Source organism: Allostreptomyces psammosilenae (assembly GCF_013407765.1).
In the GTDB taxonomy this organism is placed as follows: domain Bacteria; phylum Actinomycetota; class Actinomycetes; order Streptomycetales; family Streptomycetaceae; genus Allostreptomyces; species Allostreptomyces psammosilenae.
Genome location: NZ_JACBZD010000002.1, coordinates 1060182 through 1081821, shown reverse-complemented (window position 1 = coordinate 1081821; position 21640 = coordinate 1060182). Strand labels below are relative to the sequence as shown.

Genomic DNA, 21640 nt, shown 5'->3' with positions numbered 1-21640 from the left:
CATCTCTCATCCAGTTCTCACCTACCGCTCATACGTTCTCGCCGAGTCCCACCACATCTGCGCCCTCACCGGGCCCGAACCGGGGATCGGCATGTTCTTCACCTACCTGCGGCGCGAACTGCGCCGCCGACGGCGCCAAGCGCTCGTCATCGCCCTCGGCCTGGCCCTGGGCATCGGCCTCGTCATCACCGTGACGTCGGTGTCCACCGGCATGCGGCAGGCGCAGGACGAGGTGCTGCACTCGCTCTACGGCGTGGGCACCGACATCACCGTCAGCCAGGAGCCAACCCCGCCCGGCGAGGGCGAGCAGGGCCAGGGCGGCGGCCCCGGCCGCTTCGAGTTCGGCCAGGACGAGGGCACCGAGGAGGGCGACAGCGCCGTCCGCGACCGGCTGACGCCCGCCATGGGGCAGTCCGTCATGGAGGGCTCCACCGTGCAGACGGTGGCCGGCCTGGACGGCGTGTCCGCCGCCACCGGAGCGCTCAACCTCACCAACGTGCGGGTCAGCGGCGACTTCAGCGGCTTCGCCGACCGCGTCCAGGGCGGGGACGGCCAGCCGGCCGCGCCCCCCTCCGACAACACCGAGCAGGGCCAGGGGCCCGGCGCCGCCATCGACGTGGAGTCGTTCACCGTCACCGGAGTGGACCCGGCGGTGAGCGGCATCGGCCCGCTCAGCTCCACGGAGATCACCGAGGGCCGCGCGCTCACCGAGGACGACGCCGACGCGGCCGTCGCACTCCTGGACTCCGGCTACGCCGCCGAGCAGGAGCTCGCGGTGGACGGCACCATCACCGTCGGCGGCGAGGACTTCACCATCGTGGGCATCGCCACGGCGGACGGCGGGGCGTCCTCCTCGAACGTCTACATCCCGCTGGCGAAGGCCCAGGCCCTCGCCGAGCAGGAGGACGCCGTCACCACCGTCTACGTCAAGGCCACCGACGCCACCCGGATCCCGGCGGTGAAGTCCGCCATCGCCGAGGCCCTGCCGGACGCCACCGTCACCGACGCCTCGGACCTCGCCGAGCAGGTCTCCGGCTCGCTCTCCAGCGCCTCCGAGCTGGCCGGCAGCCTGGGCCGCTGGGTGTCGGTGGCCGTGCTGATCGCGGCCTTCGCGGTGGCCTCGCTGCTCACCGTCTCCGCGGTGACCCGCCGGGTCCGGGAGTTCGGCACGCTCAAGGCGCTGGGTTGGCGCAGCCGCCGGGTGATCGGCCAGGTGATGGGCGAGTCACTGGTGCAGGGGGTCCTCGGCGGCCTGCTGGGCATCGCGCTCGGCCTCGGCGGGGCGGCGCTGGTCGGCGCCCTGTCCCCCACGCTGTCGGCCTCGGTGGCCCCGTCCACGATCACCGGCCCCGGCGGGATGCGCGGCGGGATGGGCGGCCCCGGAGGCGGCATGCGGCAGATCGCCGAACAGGCCACCCAGACGGTGCAGGTGCAGCTCACCGCGCCGGTGTCGCCTCAGGTGATCGCGCTGGCCGTGGCCCTGGCCGTCTCCGGGGGCCTGATCGCCGGCCTGCTCGGCGGCTGGCGGGCCTCCCGGCTCCGCCCGGCGGACGCGCTCCGCCGCGTGGAGTAGCGCGGCCGGCCACCCCCGTACCGCGGGCGGGCACCCCCCCCCGCCGGGCGAGCGCACCGCCCGGGTCCGCCCGCCCGCGATCCCACCCAGTCCCCCGCCGCTTCGAGGAGCACCGACCATGTACCGGCTCACCGGCGTCACCAAGACCTACCAGGCCAAGAACCGCACCGTCCCGGCCCTGCAGGACGTCGACCTGACCATCGAGGACGGCGACCTGCTCGTCATCCAGGGACCGACCGGCGGCGGCAAGTCCACGCTGCTGCAGATGCTCGGCGGCCTCGACCGTCCCACCTCCGGCTCGATCGAGCTCGACGGGGTGGACGTGGCGCGGCTCAGCGAGGCCAAGCTCACCCGGCTGCGCGCCGAGCGGCTCGGCTTCGTCTTCCAGTCGTTCAACCTGCTGCCGACGCTGAGCGCGCAGGAGAACGTGGAGACGGCGCTGGCCCCGCTGGGCGTCAGGGCGGCGGAGCGCCGCGCCCGCGCCACGAGCGCACTGGAGTCCGTGGGGCTGGGCGAGCGCGCCGGCCACCTGCCCTCGGAGCTGTCCGGCGGTCAGCAGCAGCGCGTGGCCATCGCCCGGGCCCTGGTGAAGGAACCCCGGGTGATCCTGGCGGACGAGCCCACCGGGAACCTCGACGAGGAGACCCGGGACGACATCATGGCCCTGCTGGAGGGGCTGTGGAAGGACCGCGGGCTGACCTTCGTGATGGTGACCCACGACAGTTCCATCGCCCGCCGGGCCCCACGGCTGGCCACGCTGAAGAAGGGACGGATCAGCCTGCGGGAGAGCGCCACGGCCGGCGGCTGAGCCAGCGACGGCCGGGCCACCCGCGGCCGGGCTCCCGGCGGCTGGGCTCCCGGCGGCTGGGCTCCCGGCGGCTGGGCCGCCGGTGGCCGGCGACCACGCGTTCCGGAGGGCCCGCGCGCCCTTCGGGGGCGGGGCACGGCTCGGGGAGGGCACGAGGGGCCGGCCGGCGGCACGGGCGGTGCGCCCGTGCCGCCGGCCGGCTCAGGTGTGTGGGAGGGCGGGCGCTGGGGCCCACGCGTTTCCCGCCACGCGGGTCAGGCGCCGCGCCGGCGGCCCTTCAGCATGTCGGGCAGCATGACCAGGCCGGCGATCACGAGGAAGGACAGCAGCGGGATGCCGACGAACAGCCCGAGCGTCTCGGCGACACTCAGGCCGGAGCCCGGGTCGTCGCCGTCGTCGCGCACCAGGGCGAACGCGGGGGACGACATCATCAGCAGCGTCGTGGTGCCGGCCGTCACGGCGCCGGCGCGCAGGGCATTCCTCATCACGACCTCAGGGTAGCGGGCACCCTCCGACCAGCCGCGGGCAGGGGGGCGGTGGCGCGCCGGGGGCGGGGCGGGGGCGCGGATCGGTGAATCTTCAAACGCCCCTAGGGAGGGCCTGGTGGTCCCCCCGATTTCCACGCTCTCATGGGTGATCGGCGTGGCGGTAGCGGGGAATTCCGGCCTGTGGATAACTCGGGAATCACCGATCGGAGAATCTCCGGGCCGGCTCTTCGGGCCGGATCTCCGGGCCAGCTCTTCGGGCCCGGTCTTCGGGCGCCACCGGATCTCCTGATCTCCGGGCGCCGGATCTCCGCGCCGGGTCCGGGGCGGGCGGTCGGGCCCCCGGGCCAGGTCCGAACCGGGCGCGTCCCGTACCCGCGCCCAAGCCGGGAGGGAACGCCGAGCGCGGGGCGGAAACCGGGCCACACGCCGGCGCTGAATACCGGGGCCGCGGCACGACGGGGACAGCTCGTTCCGGCGGGATGTTGCCGTCCGGGTCCGCTTCCGGGGGCGGCGCCGCGGGTATCCGTCTGACAGTCCGTCGCTCCGACGACCGGAGGTGCACCGTGGCACGGCCCGAAGGACTCCACGACGATCCGCCGGCGGACGGCGGGGCGAACGGCGGCGGCACGAACGACGGCGGGGGGAACGGCCGCGCGGGCGCCGGCGCGGAGGTGCTCGGCTCGCCGGACGGCGCCCCTCCGCCCACGCCGGGCCGGGTCCCGCCGGACGGCGGAGAACCGCCCGGTGCCCCGCCGGCCGCGCCGACGCCCACCGTCGGCCGGCGCGGCGACCACCTCCCCGATCACCTGCGCCGCCTGGCCGCCCTGCACGGCATCGACGTCTCCTACGAGAGCGGCGGCCGGGTACTGCCGGTGGCCGCCGAGACGGTGGTGGCGGTGCTGGCCGCGTTCGGCGTGGACGCCTCCGACGCGGCGGCCGGTCGGCGCGCCCTGGAGGAGTACGCGGCCCGCGACCGGCGCCGCCTGCTGCCGGCCTTCACCACCGCCGTCGCCGGCCGCCCGTGTTCCGTGCGGGTGCCGGAGGGAGCTCAGGTGTGGCTGGAGCTGGAGGACGGCGGGGAGATCCGCGACCTCCCCCGCACCCCGTACGCGGACCGGCGCGGCCTGCCGGAGGGGCTGCCGCTGGGTGTGCACCGGCTGCGGGCCCGGTTGGGGGCGGAGCACGGCCGGGGCGACGGGGGCGAGGTGACCGCCGAGGGCGCGCTCGCGGTGACGCCCCGGCGGCTCGGCCCTCCCCCGGGGCCCGGCTGGGGGCTCATGGCGCAGCTGTACTCGGTGCTCTCCCGCCGTTCCTGGGGCATGGGCGACCTCGCGGACCTGGCCGAGCTGGCCTCCTGGTCGGCCCGTGAACTGGGGGCCGGCTTCGTGCAGATCAACCCGCTGCACGCGGCGATCCCGGTGCCGCCCGCGGATCCCTCGCCCTACCGCCCCTCCTCGCGCCGCTTCCCCGATCCGGTGTACCTGGCGGTGGAGCGGGTGCCGGAGTACGCCCACCTGGAAGCGGCGGACCGGGCGAGGGTGGACGAGCTGGCGGCCCGTGCCCGCGCGCTGACCGGCGGGGTGCTGCGCGAGGGCGCCCTGATCGACCGGGACGCGGTGTGGACCCTCAAGCGCGCCGCGTTGGAGATCGTCCACCGGGTGGCGCGGGGCGTGGGGCGGGAGGCCGACTACCGGGCCTTCCTGGCCCGGGAGGGCGCGGCCCTGGAGGACCACGCCACGTGGTGCGCGCTCGCCGAGCGGCACGGCCCGGCCTGGCGGAGCTGGCCGGCCGCCCTCCGCGACCCGCGGTCGGCCGCGGTGCGCCGGGCGCGGGCGGACGCGGCCGACCGGGTGGACTTCCACCGCTGGTTGGTGTGGCTGTGTGAGGAGCAGCTGGCGGAGGCGCAGCGGCGGGCGGTGGCCGCCGGGATGCCGATCGGTCTGGTGCACGACCTGGCGGTGGGGGTGCATCCGGAGGGGGCGGACGCGTGGGCGCTGCAGGGCGTGCTGGCGCCGGGGGTGACGGTGGGGGCGCCGCCGGACGCCTTCAGCCCGCACGGGCAGGACTGGTCGCTGCCGGCGTGGCGGCCGGACGCCCTGGCGGAGGCCGGGTACGGGCCCTACCGGGAGTTGCTGCGCGCGGTGTCGCGGCACGCCGGGGCGGTGCGGGTGGACCACGTGATGGGGCTGTTCCGGTTGTGGTGGGTGCCGGAGGGGGCGCCGCCGACCGCGGGCGCGTATGTGCGCTACGACGCGGAGGCGATGGTGGGTCTGCTGGCGTTGGAGGCGCACCGGGCGGGGACGGCGGTGATCGGCGAGGACCTCGGCACGGTGGAGCCGGGGGTGCGGGAGGTGCTGGCGGACCGTGGGGTGCTGGGCACCTCCGTGCTGTGGTTCGAACGGGACTACGCCCGTGGGGCGGACGGGGTGTCCGGGCGGGCGCCGGTGCTGCCGCCGGGGCGCTGGCGTGAGCTGTGTCTGGCGACGGTGACCACGCATGACCTGCCGCCCACGGCGGCCCGGCTGTCCGGTGACGCGGTGCGGCTGCGGCACCGTCTCGGGCTGCTCGGCGGGGAGGCGGCGCTGGAGGGGGAGCTGGCGGCGGACGCGGTGGAGCTGGAGGAGTGGCTGGGGATCCTGGTGGAGGCCGGGCTGCTGCCGGAGGGGGCCGGGGAGGCGGTGGGCGCCGGGGGCGGGGAGGCGGGTGCCGGGGGTGGGGGTGAGGAGCTGGCGGAGCGGCGGGTGGTGGAGGCGCTGCACCGGTTCCTGCTGCGCACTCCGGCGCGGCTGGTGGGGGTGTGGCTGCCGGACGGGGTGGGTGACCGGCGTCCGCAGAACGTCCCGGGCACCTTCGACGAGTACCCGAACTGGCGGCTGCCGGTGGCCGACCCCCGGGGGCGCCCGCTCTCCCTGGAGGAGCTGGTGCGCAGCGACCGCCTGCGCTCGCTGGCCCGGGTGTTCGCCACCCGTTCCGCGCGCCGGTGACCGTGCGACCGCGTGGTCGCGCGGTCGCCTGATCGCGTGACCGCGTGTTCGACCGGGGCGCCGGGTGGCCTGATCCGGCCGTGGCCCGACCGTGGCCCGGCCGGGTTCCCGGCGGTGTGGCGGGGTGACGGGCGGGCGCGTCCGGGAGTGTCGTCCGCGTGTCTGACACCCCTGGCGCCCCGAGAGCGCTCCCCGTGCTCCGAAATCACGCATTAACGCGTTCTTCATCGGTTCAGGCCGCGGACGCGGCGGCACCTCACCCACTTGGGGGCCTACGCTGGTGTCCCGTGGCGCAACCGCATGACCTCACCATGGCCGAGCAGACCGAGCAGATCCGCCGCGGGAAACTCTCCCCGGTCGAATTGACCGAGCATTATCTGGCCCGAATCGAACGGTTGAACGACGAGGTGGGCGCCTATCTGTCGGTAAACCCCGAACGGGCGCGGGAACAGGCCGAGGAACTCGCGCGGCGGGCCGTGCAGTACCGCGCCGCGCGCCGCGAGGGCCTGCACGTCGATCCGCTGCCGCCGCTGCTCGGCGCGGTCGTGCCGATCAAGGACCTCACGCCCGTGGCGGGGCTGCCCTGCACCTACGGTTCGGCCGCCATGGACGGCTCCCGCCCCGCCCGCGAGGACGCCCGGGTGGTGGAACTGCTGCGCGACGCCGGCACGGTGATGCCGGGCAAGACCAACACCCCCGAGTTCGGTCTCCCGGCCTACACCGAGAACCGGCTGGCCCCGCCGGCGCGCTCGCCGTGGGACCTCCGGCTCGGCGCCGGCGGTTCCAGCGGGGGCGCCGCCGCCGCGGTGGCCGCCGGGCTGGCGTCCGCCGCGCACGGCACCGACGGCGCGGGGTCGATCCGCATCCCGGCGAGCGCCTGCGGCCTGGTGGGCTTCAAGCCGTCTCGCGGCCGGGTGACGACCGCGCCGGGGGGCGACGCCTCCGGGCTGGCGGTGCACGGCCCGATCGCCCGCACGGTCCTGGACGCCGCGCTGCTCCTGGACGCCATGTCGCGCCCCGAGCCCGGCGACCCGTTCCCCGCCGCGCCCTTGCTGACCGGGGAGAACTTCGCCCAGTACGCCTCCGACGGGTTCCGGCAGGCCCAGCACACCGGCCGCACGGCGCGGCGGCTGCGGATCGGCCGCTGGGTGGAGACCGACCGTGCGGGGCTGAAGCCGGACCAGGCGTGCCTGGACGCCTGGGACGAGGCGGCGGCGTTGCTGGAGTCGCTGGGCCACGAGGTGGTGGACGCGCACCAGCCGATGCGGGAGGGCGACCGGGAATCGTTCTCCGCGGTGTGGTCGGTGATGGCCGCCTACACCTCGGTGCCGCCGGAGCGGGAGGAGCGGCTGATGCCGATCACCCGCTGGCTGCGCGAGCGCGGCAAGGAGGTCGGCGGCGTGGAGTACGTGCGGGCGCTGGCGGCGATGCAGACCGTGGCCCGCCGCGCCTCGCGCGCCGTGGACCAGTTCGACGCCGTCCTGACGCCGACGCTGGCGCAGCTCCCCGCGGAGGTGGGCGCGCTCCGCGACGACGAGGCGCCGGAGGCGGACTTCGAGGCGCAGACCGACTTCACCCCCTACACCATGCTGTGGAACCTGACCGGCCGGCCGGCGGTGTCGCTGCCGCTGTCCTGGGCGCCGTCGCCGCTGGACCCGGGCCGGGAGGTCCCGGTGGGGGTCATGCTCTCCGCCCGGCAGGGGCAGGACGCGGCGCTGTTCCAGCTCGCGGGCCAGCTGGAGGCCGCCCGGCCGTGGGCGCACCGCCGCTCCCCGCTGTGGTGAGACGGCGCCGGGGGCGCGGCGGCGGGCGCGCGGCCCGGGCGTGAGGCCGCGGCGCGCGGGCGCGGGCGCGGACCGGTCCGCGCGTCCCCGCCCGCCCGCGCCCCCCGCCCGCGAGCCCGTTCGGGGCGCCGTTCCGCCTGGTCGCGCGGGGGTTTCCGGCCCGGCGCCGGGCCCTGCCACCGCGCATTACTCATCAGAGCTGACCATTGCGGCGGGCAGCGACGGATGTTGACACCCGGTAGGGCGGGTGGTGAGGTGTGGCGGCGGCACGGCCTGCCCGGGACGGTCCGGGGGCCGGTGATGTGCACCAGTCACCCGAGCGACGATGTGCGAGGTGTTGCGGGATGATGCACCGCCCTGCCGATGACGGATCCCGGCCCGCGCGGCCGCGCCGGCGGACCCGGCTGCGGGCCTTCGCGGGCCTGACCACGGTGGTCGTCCTGGGCGGCAGCCTGTCGGCCGCCGCCGCGCAGGAACCGCTGCCGACCACGGTTGCCGACACCGCGGCGGACGCGTCCGGGGACGCCGGCAGGCCGCGGGAGACCGAGCCCTCCCAGGTGACGACGGCCCGGGAGGCCGCCGACGCGGCGGCCGAGTCGGCGGCGCGGGACGGCCTCGGCCGGGGGCCGGAGCCCGCCACCGCCCCGGTCCGGGTCGGGGAGCTGGCGGCGCCCGAGGTCACGCCGCGTCCCCGGGAGGTGTCGGTCGCCGGCGAGGGCGTGGTGCTGACCCGCACGGTGCGGCTGGTGGCGCACCCGGGCGCGGACCCGGCGGCGCTCGGGGCGCTGCGCGGGCTGCTGACGGCGGCCGGGGTGCGGATCGTGGAGGACGCGGCGGAGGGTGCGGCGGAGGCCGACGCGGCCGTCGACGACGCGCTGACCATCCATGTCTCCGGTGAAGGTGGCGCCGGGGTGGCAGCGGCGCTGGAGCGGCTGTCCGCCGCCGGGCCGGACGGGCTCCCGGCCGGCGGCTACGTGCTGGCCGTCGGCACCCTCGACGCCGACGGCGGTACGGGCGGCGACGGAACGGGCGGCGAGGGCGACGCGGCCGCGCCCCCGGCCGGGCCGTCCGCAGCGGTCGGCGCCGGCACGGTGGTGCTCGCCGGGGTGGACGGGGCTGGGACCTTCGCCGCCGTGCAGACCCTGCGGCAGCTCGTGGTGGGGTCCGACGCCGGTCCCGCGCTGCCCGCCGTCCGGGTGCGGGACTGGCCGGGCACCCCCGTGCGCGGCCTGGTGGAGGGCTTCTACGGCCAGCCGTGGAGCCATCAGCAGCGCCTCGCCCAACTGGACTTCCTCGGCTCGACGAAGCAGAACGCCTACCTCTACGCGCCCGCCGACGATCCCTACCGCCGCGCCCGCTGGCGCGAGCCGTACCCGGCGGACCGCGCCGACGAGGTGCGGGAGCTGGTGGCACGGGCGCGGGCCAACCACGTGGAGCTGATCTGGGCGGTGGCCCCGGGGCAGTCGATCTGCCACGGCTCCGCGGCCGACGCCGAGGCGCTGACCGCCAAGCTGGAGTCGCTGTGGGAGCTCGGCGTGCGCCGCTTCCAGATCCAGTTCCAGGACGTCAGCTACAGCGAGTGGCACTGCGGCACCGACGGCGAGCTGTTCGGCAGCGGTCCGACGGCCGCCGCGCGCGCCCAGGCGCACCTGGTGGGCGAGGTGTGGGAGCGGCTGACCGCCCGGCATCCGCAGGCGCCCTCGCTGTGGCTGCTGCCGACCGAGCACCACCAGGACGGCGCCACCGAGTACCGCACGGCGCTGGCCGAGGCGCTGCACCCCTCGGTGCGGGTCGCCTGGACGGGTGTCGGCGTGGTGCCGGCCGAGATCACCGCCGAGCAGGTGGCGGAGGCCCGCGCGGCCGTCGGCCACCCGCTGGTGACCATGGACGACTACCCGGTCAACGACTACGACTCCGGGCGGCTCTTCCTCGGCCCGTACACCGGGCGCGCGCCGGAGGTGGCCACCGGGTCGGCGGCGCTGCTGGCGAACGCCATGGCGCAGCCGGTGGCCTCCCGGATCGCGCTGTCCACCAGCGGGGACTTCGCCTGGAACCCGGAGGGGTACGACGCGCAGGCGTCGTGGGAGGTGGCGCTGCGGCGGCTGGCCGGCGGGGATCCGGCCGCCGAGCGGGCGCTGCGGCTGCTCGCCGAGAACAGCGCCTCCTCGCCGCTGCGCGAGGAGGAGTCCTCCCCGCTGGCCGCCCGGATCGCCGCGCTGGAGGAGGCCGAAGCCACCTCCGCCTCGGGCGCCTCCGGTGCCGACGCGCCGCTGGCGGAGGCCGCGCGGGCGCTGCGCGCCGACCTCGCGGAGCTGGGCACCGTCCCGGAGGCGCTGGCCGGGTTGGCGGACGGGGAGCTGGCCCGGGAGGTAGGGCCGTGGCTGGAGGAGCTGGCGGGACGGGGCGAGGCCGGGGTGGCCGCCGTGGACGCGCTGACCGCGCTGCGCGGCGGGGACGGCGCGGAGGCCTGGCGGCAGCGGCTGGCCGCGCAGCGGGCGGCGCGGCGGCTGGCCGAGACCCCGCAGGAGGTCGGGGTCGGGGTGCTGGACGCGTTCGTGGAGCGGGTGCTGGCCCGGCACGACGCCTGGGCCGGGGTGGCCGGGGACGGCCGCCGGGCGACGACCACCATGCCGCAGGCCCAGGACCACGGCCCGGAGGCGATGGTGGACGGCCGCTCGGACACCTATTACTGGTCGGGCACGGCGCCGCAGCCGGGCGACGCCGTCGGCGTGGACCTGGGCACGGTGCGCCCGGTGGAGGCGGTCCGGGTGGATCTGGGCAGCGGCGTGCCCGGCGACCCGGGGGCGGGCGACGTGCTGGTGGAGGCGGAGCTGGAGTACTCCGACGGCGCCGGGGGGTGGCTGAGCGCGGGGCGGGTCAGCGGCTCGGAGACGGTGGAGGTGACGCTGCCGGAGGGCACGGCGGCGCGGTACCTGCGGCTGCGGGCGACGGCGGCGCAGGACCACGCGGTGGCGGTCCGTGAGTTCGCCGTGCGGGCGCCGGACGCCGTGGGCCTGCGGGCCCAGGTGGTCCCCGTGCCCGCCGACGACCAGCCGACCGAGGGGCGTCCCGCCGACGGCGCCGCCGCGGAGGGCGCGGAGGACGGCGGCGCGCAGGGCCGGCCCGCGGAGGTCCCGCCGGACGTCGCGCCAGAGGTCCCGGCGGACATCCCGCCGGACGCCCCGGCGGAGGGCGCGTGGCCGACCGTGTCGGGCGACGACGCCGCGGGGCCGAGGCGCGCGGTGGACGGCGACCTCGGCACGGCGTTCCCGGTGACGGCGGACGGCTCGGCGCTGGTGGTGCGGCTGTCCGAGGAGCGGCCGCTGGAGCGGCTCGCGGTGGCGGCCGCCCCCGCCGATCCGCGCCTGGACGCCGACGCGGTGCCGCCGGCCCGGGTGGAGGTGCGTGCCGCCGACGGCTCCTGGCGGGAGCTGGGTGAGCTGAGCGGCGGCTGGAACGAGTGGGACGCCGCCGACGTGCGGGTGGACGCGGTGCGGGTGACCTGGCCGGAGGGCACTGACGGGCTCCAGCTCTTCGAGGTCGTGCCGCGCTACGCGGACACCCCCGGCGTGTACGCGCGGGCAGAGAGCGCGCGGGCGCAGCCGCTGATCGGCGGCGACCCGGTGCGGGTGCCGCTGCGGCTGACCTCGGCGGCGGCCCGCGACGTCGAGGTGGCGGTGCGTGTGTCGGTGGACGGCACGGGCGTGACGGCCTCCGCGCCGGAGCGGGTGACGCTGCCGCGGGGCGGCTCGCTGCTGGTGCCGGTCGAGGTGGTGGCCGCCGCCGACGCGCCCTCCGGGGAGCGCCGGCTGGTGGTGCGCCTGGAGGCGGAGGGCCGGGTGGTGGAGCAGGTGGTGACGGTGGGGGCGTATCCGGCGGTGGGCTCGCGCGACCTCGCGGCGGAGGCCGGGGCCACCTCGTCCGGGGACGAGACGCCGGACTTCCCGGCCGCCGCGGCGGTGGACGGCGACCCGCTGACGCGGTGGTCCTCCCCGGCCGACGACGACGCCTGGCTGCTGCTGGACCTGGGGCGCCCGCGGCGGGTGGGCGAGGTGGTGCTGCGCTGGCAGGACGCCTACGCGGCGGCCTACCGGATCGAGGTGTCCTCGGACGGGCGGCAGTGGCGGACGGCGGCCACCGTGACCGATGGGCGCGGCGGGGTGGAGACGGTCCGGATGGACGCGGCCGACACCCGGTTCGTCCGGGTGCAGGGCGTGCGGCGGGCCACCAAGTTCGGCTACTCGCTGGTGGACGTCGAGGTGCGGGCGGTCGCCGAGTGACAGCCGGGGCCCCGGCCGGAGCCTCCCAGTCGCCGGCGGTGGCCACCGTGTGTCACCACTGCTCGGGGCGAGCGGGGGTTACCGCTACGTACGGAAGTCCCCCCTCGGTGGATCCTCCGGCGGGTGCAACCAAACGCGGCGCAGCGCGTCTTACCTGCTGACGCCCGGGCGGCTCCCCGCCTCCGGAGGGGGATGGCGGCGGAGTGCCCGGGCGTTCCCGCCGGGGTCCGGCGCCTCGGGGGAAGCGCCGGGGTCCGGCTACCGGGACGGGCCGTCCCGCCGGCCGGACTCCGCCCCGGTGTCAGGCCCCGATGCCGTCCAGCTCGGCTCCCTCGCGCAGCGCCGCCGTCGCCGCCCGGCGGGAGGCCACGTACTGGTCGCCGCCGTAGGGGCGCAAGTAGGGCAGCCAGCGGGGGTCGCGGTGCCCCGTGCCGATGATGCGCCAGGCCAGCCCGTGCGGTGGGGCGGGGGCCGGACGGATCCGCCATCCCAGCTCGGTGATGGGCCGGTCGGCCTTGAGGTGGTTGCAGCTGCGGCAGGCCGCCACCACGTTGTCCCAGGTGTGGGTGCCGCCGCGGCTGCGGGGCACGACGTGGTCGACGCTGGTGGCGACGGCCCCGCAGTAGACGCAGCGCCCGTGGTCCCGGGCGAACAGCGCCCGCCTGGTGAGCGGGACCGGTCCGCGGTAGGGGATGCGGACGAAGCGGGTCAGGCGTACCACGCTGGGCACGGGGAGGGTGTGGGTGGCGCCACGGACGACCGCGCCTGACTCCTCCAGGCACACCGCCTTCTGGGTGAGCACCAGCACCAGGGCTCGGCGCATCGACACGACCCCGAGCGGTTCGTGTGACGCGTTCAGGACGAGGACATGCGGCACGAATGCCTCCTTATCCGCCGGCGGCGCGTGGCTCGCGCCGGGACGATCTCTCCCAGTGTGGCCGTAGTTGCCCGATCCCCGCCAGCAGATGTCCACGCATGACATCCGTTGTTCACCCGGCGGTCGCGTACGGTGCGCAACCGGCCCGGGGAGGATCGGCGTCCGTGCCAGACGAGTGGGGTAGGAAGCGGATCGGCGCGGCCATGGCGGTCCCGCCCGGCGTTCCGGCTCCGTCGGGGCGGGGAACACCGGGGGCGGCAGGGGGTGGCCGGTGGCCGGCCGTGGCCGAAACGCGTCCCCGCGGGGGCGGAAAGCGGTGCCTGGCGGGTACGAACGGGCCGCATACTGGCGGCCGAGGAGCGGCATGGGAGGGGACGCCATGACACGGCACCGCGAGGGATGGGGCCGGGTGCTCCGCGCGTCCGGCGCCGGGCGGGACGGGGGGCGCGCGTGACCACGGCACCCGGCGCGGCGGCTCCCGTAGTGACGGCCGGCCCGGCGTCCCCGGCCGTGCCCGCCCCGCGGCGGCCGGGGCGCTCGCCCGCGACGGGCGGCGGCGCGCCGGACGGGCCCCGCCTGCCCCGCTGGCTGCGGGCGGTCCTGCCGCACACCACCCCGGGGCGGCTGCGCGGCTACGCGACCGGGCTGGTGCTGGTGCTGTCGGCGTTCGCGGTGCTGGGCGCCATGTCGGTGGCCGCCCGGCAGTCGGCCGCGGCCGACCTGCGGGAGAACGCCCGCCTGAGCACGGACGCGGGGGAGATACACCGGCTGCTCGCGGACGCCGACGCCGCGGCCTCGGCCGCGTTCCTGGCCGGCAGCGTCGCGCCGCCGGAACTGCGGCAGCGCTACGACGAGGACATCGCCCGGGCCGCCGAGTACATCGTGCGGGCGGCGGAGTCGCTCTCCGCGCCGACCGCCGCCGCGCCCCCGCCCGCCTCCGGACGGCCCACCGCCGGCCCGGACGCCACGGCGGACCCGGGGGCCTGGGCCGTGCCGCCCGCCACGGTCGCCGACTGCGCGGACGGCTCCGGCGGCGCGCGGGAGCAGGTGTGCGTCCTGAACAGCCAGCTGCCCGTCTACACCGGGCTGGTGGAGACGGCGCGGGCCAACAACCGGCAGGACTTCCCGCTGGGCGGCGCCTACCTGCGCACCGCCTCGCAGCTGATGCGCGACACCATCCTGCCGGCCGCGGAGCAGCTGTACCGGGTGCAGTCGGACCAGGTGCGGCAGGACCAGGAGCGGGCGACCGAGGTGCCGTGGGCGGCCGTGCTGCTGGGCGTCGCCGCGCTCGCGCTGCTCGGCCGCTCCCAGCTGTGGCTGTTCCGGCACACCCACCGGGTGCTCAACCCGGGCCTGGCCGGCGCCACCGTCCTGGTGCTGGGCACGGTGGCGTGGCTGGTGACGGCCGGGCTGGTCTCCTCGGAGCGGCTGCAGCGCAGCGAGGAGCAGGCGTTCGCCTCGGTGCGGACCCTGACCACGGCCCGCGCCGAGGCCCTGCAGGCCCGCGGCGCGGAGAACATGACGCTGGTGCTGCGCGGTGCCGGAGCGGACTTCGAGGCGGACTTCGTCGACCGGACCGCCCTGCTGGACGGCCGTGAGGCGGTGGCCGGCAGCGGGCCGGACCCGGACCTGGAGGCGCTCCGGGAGGAGTACGCCGCCCAGCCGCTCGGCGGCGGACTGGGCGACGCGGCCGGCCTCGCCGAGGACGGCGCCGGCCGGGAGCTGGTGGCCCGGGCGGATCAGGCGATGCTCGACTGGCGGGTGGTACACCAGCACATCCGCGCCAAGGACGACAACGGCGAGTACCCCGAGGCGGTGGAGCTCGTGGGGGCCACCGCGCAGCCGGGACCGGAGGAGGACGGGGCAGCGCCGGCGGAGCCCGTGGAGCTGACCGATCTCACCGCCACCACGGCCTTCGCCGCGCTGGACCAGGCGCTGGGGGAGGCGATCCAGCACGAGTACGGGCAGTTCGACCGGTACTCGGCGAGCGGGCAGGCGGCTCTGGCCGGCCTGGCGCCGGCCCTGGTGGCGCTGGCGGCGCTCGCCGGGACGAGCGGTCTGGTCGGCCTGAACCGCCGGTTGGCCGAGTACCGGTGACGGCGGTGCCGCGTCGATGGCGGGAGCGGGGCGATGGCGAGGACGAGAGGGGGCGGCGAGGGTGATGGCGACGGGCGAGGCTGAGGGGTACCCGAGCGCGGGGGCCGCGGCGGACGCCGGGCCGCGGGCTGCCCGGCGGGGCGGGGTGGGCCGCCGCGGCCGGTCGGCCGCCGCGCTGGCGGTGGCGCTGGCCGTGCTGCCGGGGGTGGCCGCCGGCGCGCCCTCCCCGAGGAGCGTGGCGCCCGCCGCGGCGGCGGCCGGCTCGGCCGCCGCGGTCCCGGCCGCCGCGGCGGACGACTGCGACCCGCGGATCAGCCTGAACCCGGACGGGCCGATCGAGGGCCCCGACGTCGAGGAGATCGTGCAGCGCGGCACGCTGGTGGCCGGGGTGGACCAGAACAGCTACCTGTTCGGCTACCGCCAGGCCTCGGACGGCCAGCTCGTCGGCTTCGACATCGACATCGTCAAGGCGATCGCCGAGGAGCTGCTCGGCGACGAGGACGCCGTGGAGTACCGCACCGTCTCCACCGCCCGGCGCTTCGAGGCGCTGCGGAACAACGAGGTGGACCTGATGGTCCGCACCGTCACCAGTACCTGCGAGCGCGAGGAGATCGAGGGCGTCGACTTCTCCACGCCCTACTTCACCTCCGGGCAGCAGCTGCTCGTCCCGAAGGGCTCGGGCTTCACGTCGATCGCGGACCTGGCCGGACGCCCGGTGTGCACGGCGGAGGGCTCCACCGGCGAGGCGGAGCTGGCGGATCCCGCGCACCGGGTCGAGGTGGTCACCACGGGCGAGCAGCTCGACTGCCTGGTCCGGCTGCAGCGCGGCCTGGTGGACGCCACGCTGAGCGACAGCGCCCTGCAGGCCGGTCAGGCGGCGCAGGACCCCCAGATGGAGGCGGTCGGGCCGCTGCTCACCGAGGAGCTGTACGGGGTGGTGGTGGACCGGGACGACCAGGCGCTGCTGCGCGTGGTCAACGGTGTGCTGGAGCGGTGGTTCGCCAGCGACAGCACGGAGCCCGGGGAGAGCTGGCGGGCCAGCTACGACTTCTGGCTGGCGGAGCACATGGGGCCCGCCGAGCCGCCGCCGGCCCCGCTGTGGCACGACTGACCCGCGGCAACCAGACGGACGGACGCCGGCCGCGAGAGGGCGCGGGCGCGAAAGGAGGTGGGATGCGTGTCCGGAGCTGTACTGAGCCGGGACGAGGTGGACGAGGCGCTGGAGCGGCTAACCGGTGAGCTGGACGCCGTGGAGTCCTCGCTGCTCGCGCTGGACCAGCACCCGGGCCGTCGCCTGCTGGAGGGTGCCCGGCTGAGCGGCGCCACCCAGGAGCGCTGGCAGCAGGTCCGCGCCCACTGGGACCTGCTGTGGCAGTACTTCGACGCCTACCGGGAGACGATCCGGGCGGCCAACCAGGTGCGCCAGCGGCGGGGCCGGCCCGGACCGGCCGAGCTGGCCGAGCTGACCGAGCTGCTGACCGGGCCGTCGGTGTCCTTCAGCGGCATCACCTACCCGGTACAACTGCGGACGCTGACCGGCCCGGAGCGCCCCACCGAGGACCTCACCCTCGCGGAGACCGTGGACCGCATGCGCGGCTGGTACACGGAGGCGGCCGACCTGGTCGCCGCGGTGGACGCGGTCTGGTCGGACCTCCCGCCGCGGGTCGACCTGCTGCTGGCCGAGCTGACCCGGGTGGAGGCGCTAGCGCAGGCGGCCCGCGCCACCGACCCGCCCGCCGCCGGCTGGTCCGCCCCGGTGGACCAGGTGCCGGAGGCGGAGGACGCCTTCCCCCGGGAGGTGCTGGCGGCGATCCGCGCCGACCTGGAGGGGCTGCGCGCCGCCGTGCTGCGCGACCCGCTGGCGTTCTGGCTGCCGCGCACCGCCCCGGAGGCGGCGAACGGCACGGTGAACGGGGCGGCGAACGGTGCGGCGACCGGGGCGCGGGCGGTGACCGGCGGGTTCGGCCCGGTTCCCGGAGAGCGGCGCGCCGCCCACCCGCGCGAGGCCCACGGCCGCGTCGACACCACCCGCTTCGACCAGCTGGCGCGGGCCGTGGACGAGGTGCGCGGCGACGTGCAGAGCCTGCTCCTGCTGCGCGAGGAGGCGGAGGACCGGCTGCGGCGGGTGGTCGCCACGGTGGCCGAGGCGAACGGCACGCTCGCCAGCGCCCAGGCGCTGCGGGCCGAGGTGCTGGCGAAGATCGCCGCGGCCGACGTGCCCGCGCTGCCCCGCCCGTCGACGTTCCTGCACGAGCGGCTGGCGGCGGCGGACCGGCTGCGCCGGGCCGGCCGGTGGACCGATCTGGAGCCGCTCCTGGAGGACGTGGAGCGGGAGGCGGCCTGGGAGCTGGAGCGGGCCCGGGCGGCGCTGGCCGAGGTGCGCGCCCCGCTGGCGGCGCGGGCGGAGCTGCGCGGGCTGCTCCAGGCGTACCGCGCCAAGGCGGCGCGTCAGGGGCGGGTGGAGGACCGTGAGCTGATCGAGCGCTACGACCACGCGCGGCAACTGCTGTGGACCGCCCCCTGCGACCTGCGGGCGGCGGAGGCCGCGGTGATGCGGTACCAGCAGGCGCTGGCGCGGCCGCGGTGACGGTGACGGTGACGGTGGAGACGGTGGCGGCGCCGGCGGTCGTGCCGGCGGTGGGGCGAGTGGGACGGGAACGGCTGAGATGACGGCGTGTGATCGACCGGGCTGCTCGGGCACGATCGAGGACGGTTTCTGCGACGAGTGCGGCCGCGCGCCGCTGGGGGGCTCCGGCTCGGGCACCGCGGCGACCGGCGGGACGGCCTCCACGACGGCCTCCACGACGGCGGGCTCCACGGCGGCGGGCGGAACGACGGGCACGGCGACGGGTACGGGCGCCGGGGCCGGCACGGCCGCCCGCGGCACCGGGACGGCGACGTCCACCGGTGCCGCCGGCACCGGCATCCCGGAGCGCCCCTCCCTCCCCGACGGCTCGCCCTGTCCGCGCGCGGGCTGCTCCGGCACCATGCAGGACGGTTTCTGCGACGAGTGCGGCCTGGCCGCGCCCGCCGCCGGCACCGGGCCGTCCTCCGGCGCCGGCGGCACCACCGGCACCGGCACCGGGTCGGGGGACGGCACCCTCGGGTCCGGCTCGGGCAGGCTGTCCAGCCGCACCGGCTCGGGGCGCACCGTCTCGGGACGCTCCGGCGGTTCGGTGTCGGTGATCACCCGCACCGGCACCGTCAGCAAGCAGCGCGGCCGGCTCGGCGCCGGGCTGGTGACGGTGCCGAGCGTGCCGCGGGTCGACCCGATGAGCGTGGTGCTCAGCGACCCGGAGGTGCCCGAGCGCAAGCGGTTCTGCAGCAACCACGAGTGCGGTCGGCCGGTCGGCCGGAGCCGGGACGGGCAGTCCGGCCGCTCCGAGGGCTACTGCACCAACTGCGGCACCCGCTACTCCTTCTCCCCCAAGCTGCACCCCGGGGACATGGTCCGCGACCAGTACGAGGTGCGCGGCTGCCTGGCGCACGGCGGCATGGGCTGGATCTACCTGGCCTGGGACCACAAGCTGGAGACCTTCGTCGTCCTCAAGGGCCTGCTGAACAACGGCGACGAGGACGCCATGCGGGCCGCCCGCCTGGAGCGCCAGTACCTGGTCTCCGCCTCGCACCCGAACATCGTCGAGGTGTTCAACTTCGTCGAGCACCCGGACCCGATCACCGGGCTGCTCGACGGCTACATCGTCATGTCGTACGTCGGCGGCCGGTCCGTGCGGCAGATCGCCGAGGAGCACCGGCGGCAGCACGGCGCCGGCGCGCCGCTGCCGGTCGAGCAGGTGATCGCCTACGCCCTGGAGTCGCTGAGCGCCCTCGGCTACCTGCACAGCCAGGGGCTGATCTACTGCGACCTGAAGCCGGACAACATCATCCAGTCCGAGGACACCCTCAAGCTGATCGACCTCGGCGCGGTGTGGAAGGTGGGCCCGGAGGGCGAGGGCACCGACGTCTTCGGCACCCCCGGCTACCAGGCGCCGGAGCTGGAGGAGGGGCACGAGCCCAGCGTCGCCTCCGACCTGTACACCGTCGCCCGGATGATGGCCGTCCTCAGCTGCAGGTTCCCCGGCTTCGCCAGGGAGCGTCGGCACGTGCTGCCGAGCCCGGAGGAGGCGGAGGTCTTCGCCCGGTACGAGTCGTTCCACCGGCTGCTGCTGCGGGCCACCGACCCCGATCCGCGCCGCCGCTTCGCCTCCGCGGAGGAGATGGCCGACCAGCTCACCGGGGTGCTGCGGGAGATACGGGCGCTGCAGACCGGGGAGCCCAGGCCCGCGCTGTCCACGCTCTTCGGTCACGAGCGCACCGTCGCGGACACCGAGCTGGTGGAGCCCCGCCCGGTGCTGGACGGCGGCGACGCCCCACCGGCCGGGGCGACGGCCGTGCGCCGTCTGGACCCGCGGGCGACCGCGCTGGCCCTGCCGCTGCCCCGGGTGGACGCCGGCGACCCGGCCGCGGCCTTCCTCGCCTCGCTGATGGCGCCGGACGCCGGCGAGACGCTGAAGCGGCTCGAGGCGGCCCCGGTGGAGTCCGTGGAGGTGCGGCTGCGCCGGCTGCACGCGCTGCTGGAGCTCGGCGAGTACGCCGGGGCGGGGGCGGAGCTGGACCAGCTCGCCGCGCTGGGCCGGGACTCCGCCGAGGACTGGCGGGTGGTGTGGTTCCGCGGCGTCCTCCAGCTGGCCTCCGGCAACCCCGAACCGGCCGCCGAGTCGTTCGACGCGCTCTACGACGCGTTCCCCGGCGAGGCCGCGCCCAAGCTGGCGCTGGCCGCCTGCTCCGAACTCCTCGGCGAGTACGACAACGCCGCGCAGTACTACCGGCTGGTGTGGACGACCGACCGCAGCTGGGTGAGCGCCGGCTTCGGCCTGGCCCGGGTGCTGCTGGCCTCCGGGGACCGGGCCGGCGCGGTGGAGGCCCTGGAGCAGGTGCCGGCGACGTCCAACAGCTACGTGCCCGCCCGGGTCGCCGCGATCCGGGCCCGGCTGCACGGACGGACGGCGGAGGAGTCGCTGCGCTCGGACCTGCTGGCCTCCGCCCAGGAGCTGGTCGGCCTCGGCGACCGCACCCTGGACGACACCCGCCGCCACCAGCTGCGGCTGGAGGTGCTGCACTCGGCCCTGGACTGGGTCACCGCCACGGGGCGGGCGAACGGGGCGCCGGCGGCGGGAACCGCCGGGGCCGTCGAGGACATCCTTGGGTACGAGTGCACCGACCACGGCATCCGCCTGGGGCTGGAGAGGTCCCTGCGGGAGATGGCCCGGCGCACCGAGGACCGTCGACTGCGCATCGCCCTGGTGGACCAGGCCAACCGAGTGCGCCCGAGGACGTGGACGTGACCGTGGCGACGAGGACCACCTGCCCCCGGTGCGGCACCGTCTCCGGCGCCGACGACCGCTACTGCGAGCAGTGCGGCGTGGACCTGCGCCGCCGCACCCTGTCCGCCGACCCCGACGCGCCGGAGGCCGGGACCGCGCCCGGGCGGGAGAGCGGACACCCCGGCGGCTCGGAGGTCCCGGACTCCCCGCCCACCCTGGTGCTGGGCCGCCGCACGCCGCCGGCCCGGCGGAACCGGCCGGCGGCGGGGCGCCCCGGGACCGAGCCGCACCGCCCGGCACGCTCCGCGGGGCCGCTCCCGGCCGGGCAGGCGCCCGCCGGGCAGGCACCGGCCGGAGGGGCCGGGGCCACCGCCGAGCAGGCGCCGGACGGGCGGGCCGGACAGGCCGGGCAGGGCGGGCAGGCCGGGCAGGGCGGGCAGGCCGGGGTGTGCGTCAACTGCGGCGCCGCCCAGGTGTTCACCGACGAGTACTGCGAGGAGTGCGGCCACGCCCAGCCCCGCCCCCGCGACCACATGGAGCGGCGTCAGCCCGGGGGAGCCGGCATCTCCGACCGGGGGCTGCGCCGGCGCCGCAACGAGGACTACCTCGCCCTGCTCACCCTCCCCCTGCCGGACGGGGAGACCGTCACCGTGGCGGTCGTCTGCGACGGGGTCGCCTCCGCCAACCGCGCCGACGAGGCCTCCGAGGCGGCCTGCGTGGCCTCCCTGGAGGCCGCCCGGCGGCTGCTGGAGCGGGGGGACGACGACCAGGCCGCGCTGCGGGCCGCCGCCGAGGCCGCCGCGGCGGCCGTGGGCGCCCTGGACGACCCCGGGGTGCCCGGCCCGCAGGGGCGGACGGCGCGCACGTCGCACCGGCGCCAGCTCGGTGCGCCGGCCTGCACCTGGGTGGCCGCGGTGGTCCGCGGCCACCGGGCCTGGGTGGGGTGGCTGGGGGACAGCCGCGCCTACTGGCTGCCCGACCGCCCGGTGCCGGCGGGCGCGGTCGCCGGCACCCCGGAACGCCTCACCGAGGACGACTCCTGGGCCGCCGACATGGTGGCCGCCGGGCTGCTCTCCGAGGAGGAGGCGCGGCGGGACCCCCGGGCGCACGCCATCACCGGATGGCTGGGCGCGGACGCGGAGGGCAGCCAGGCGCGGTTCGCCCGGCTGGATCCGGACTGCCCGGGGACGCTGCTGCTGTGCAGTGACGGACTGTGGAACCACCTGGAGGACCCGCGGGACCTGGCCGGCCGGCTCCCGTCCCGGCCGGCGTCCGATCCGCTGGGCGCGGCGCGCGACCTGGTCGCCGCGGCGCTGGACGGCGGCGGCCACGACAACATCACGGTGGCCGTCCTGCCCATGGCGCCGCCGGGCACCGCCACCGCGTCCTGACCACGCCCCGGCCACCCTCCCCGCCCCCGACGAC

General features: G+C 77.2%; 12 protein-coding genes. 10 read left to right on the top strand and 2 right to left on the bottom strand.

Features of this window, described 5'->3' with window-relative positions; all coding sequences use genetic code 11:
• The first annotated feature begins 91 nt into the window (after positions 1-91).
• Positions 92-1573 (top strand): ABC transporter permease, encoded by a 1482-nt coding sequence (locus FHU37_RS26790; protein WP_179817201.1) that lies wholly within the window; start codon positions 92-94, stop codon positions 1571-1573.
• 118 nt (positions 1574-1691) lie between these two features.
• On the top strand, positions 1692-2381 hold the full coding sequence (locus FHU37_RS26785; RefSeq protein ID WP_179817200.1) for an ABC transporter ATP-binding protein: 690 nt from the start codon (positions 1692-1694) through the stop codon (positions 2379-2381).
• 254 nt (positions 2382-2635) lie between these two features.
• On the opposite strand, the gene FHU37_RS26780 is transcribed toward FHU37_RS26785, so the two are convergent.
• On the bottom strand, positions 2636-2866 hold the full coding sequence (locus tag FHU37_RS26780) for a hypothetical protein (RefSeq protein ID WP_179817423.1): 231 nt from the start codon (positions 2864-2866) through the stop codon (positions 2636-2638).
• 809 nt (positions 2867-3675) lie between these two features.
• On the opposite strand from FHU37_RS26780, the gene malQ reads away from it, so the two are divergent.
• The 3 genes from malQ (at position 3676) to FHU37_RS26765 (ending at position 11917) form a co-directional block, all read left to right on the top strand.
• Complete coding sequence (gene malQ, locus FHU37_RS26775; RefSeq protein WP_246451501.1) at positions 3676-5853, top strand: 4-alpha-glucanotransferase; 2178 nt, start codon at positions 3676-3678, stop codon at positions 5851-5853.
• Between the two features lie 287 nt (positions 5854-6140).
• A complete protein-coding gene (locus FHU37_RS26770) occupies positions 6141-7637 on the top strand; it encodes an amidase (protein WP_179817198.1) in 1497 nt (498 codons plus the stop codon).
• A gap of 344 nt (positions 7638-7981) precedes the next feature.
• On the top strand, positions 7982-11917 hold the full coding sequence (locus FHU37_RS26765; RefSeq protein WP_179817197.1) for a glycoside hydrolase family 84 protein: 3936 nt from the start codon (positions 7982-7984) through the stop codon (positions 11915-11917).
• 301 nt (positions 11918-12218) lie between these two features.
• Here the strand turns inward: FHU37_RS26765 and FHU37_RS26760 are convergent, their stop codons facing one another.
• Positions 12219-12794, bottom strand: a complete 576-nt coding sequence (locus FHU37_RS26760; protein ID WP_179817196.1) for an HNH endonuclease — start codon at positions 12792-12794, stop codon at positions 12219-12221.
• Positions 12795-13244: 450 nt separating this feature from the next.
• Between FHU37_RS26760 and FHU37_RS26755 the strand changes: the two genes are divergently transcribed.
• The 5 genes from FHU37_RS26755 to FHU37_RS29465 all read left to right on the top strand — a co-directional run bounded on the left by FHU37_RS26755 (position 13245) and on the right by FHU37_RS29465 (position 21606).
• Positions 13245-14891, top strand: coding sequence for a GlnX family signal transduction membrane protein (locus FHU37_RS26755; protein WP_179817195.1), 1647 nt, complete (start codon positions 13245-13247; stop codon positions 14889-14891).
• Between the two features lie 64 nt (positions 14892-14955).
• Positions 14956-16002 (top strand): glutamate ABC transporter substrate-binding protein, encoded by a 1047-nt coding sequence (locus FHU37_RS26750; RefSeq protein WP_179817194.1) that lies wholly within the window; start codon positions 14956-14958, stop codon positions 16000-16002.
• A 66-nt stretch (positions 16003-16068) separates the two neighbouring features.
• A complete protein-coding gene (locus FHU37_RS26745) occupies positions 16069-17478 on the top strand; it encodes a hypothetical protein (protein WP_246451312.1) in 1410 nt (469 codons plus the stop codon).
• Positions 17479-17557: 79 nt separating this feature from the next.
• Entirely contained in the window at positions 17558-20236 is a 2679-nt protein-coding gene (locus FHU37_RS26740; RefSeq protein WP_246451311.1) for a serine/threonine-protein kinase, read from the top strand.
• Positions 20233-21606, top strand: coding sequence for a PP2C family protein-serine/threonine phosphatase (locus tag FHU37_RS29465; protein WP_179817193.1), 1374 nt, complete (start codon positions 20233-20235; stop codon positions 21604-21606). Before FHU37_RS26740 ends, FHU37_RS29465 begins: the two co-directional genes overlap by 4 nt.
• Positions 21607-21640 lie beyond the last annotated feature (34 nt).

Bases quoted from the DNA above. Each gene is read 5' to 3' on its own strand.
- FHU37_RS26740 (WP_246451311.1), top strand. From the start codon at position 17,558: ATGACGGCGTGTGATCGACCGGGCTGCTCGGGCACGATCGAGGACGGT.
- FHU37_RS26780 (WP_179817423.1), bottom strand. From the start codon at position 2,866: ATGAGGAATGCCCTGCGCGCCGGCGCCGTGACGGCCGGCACCACGACG.
- FHU37_RS26765 (WP_179817197.1), top strand. From the start codon at position 7,982: ATGATGCACCGCCCTGCCGATGACGGATCCCGGCCCGCGCGGCCGCGC.
- FHU37_RS26750 (WP_179817194.1), top strand. From the start codon at position 14,956: ATGGCGACGGGCGAGGCTGAGGGGTACCCGAGCGCGGGGGCCGCGGCG.
- FHU37_RS26790 (WP_179817201.1), top strand. From the start codon at position 92: ATGTTCTTCACCTACCTGCGGCGCGAACTGCGCCGCCGACGGCGCCAA.
- FHU37_RS26785 (WP_179817200.1), top strand. From the start codon at position 1,692: ATGTACCGGCTCACCGGCGTCACCAAGACCTACCAGGCCAAGAACCGC.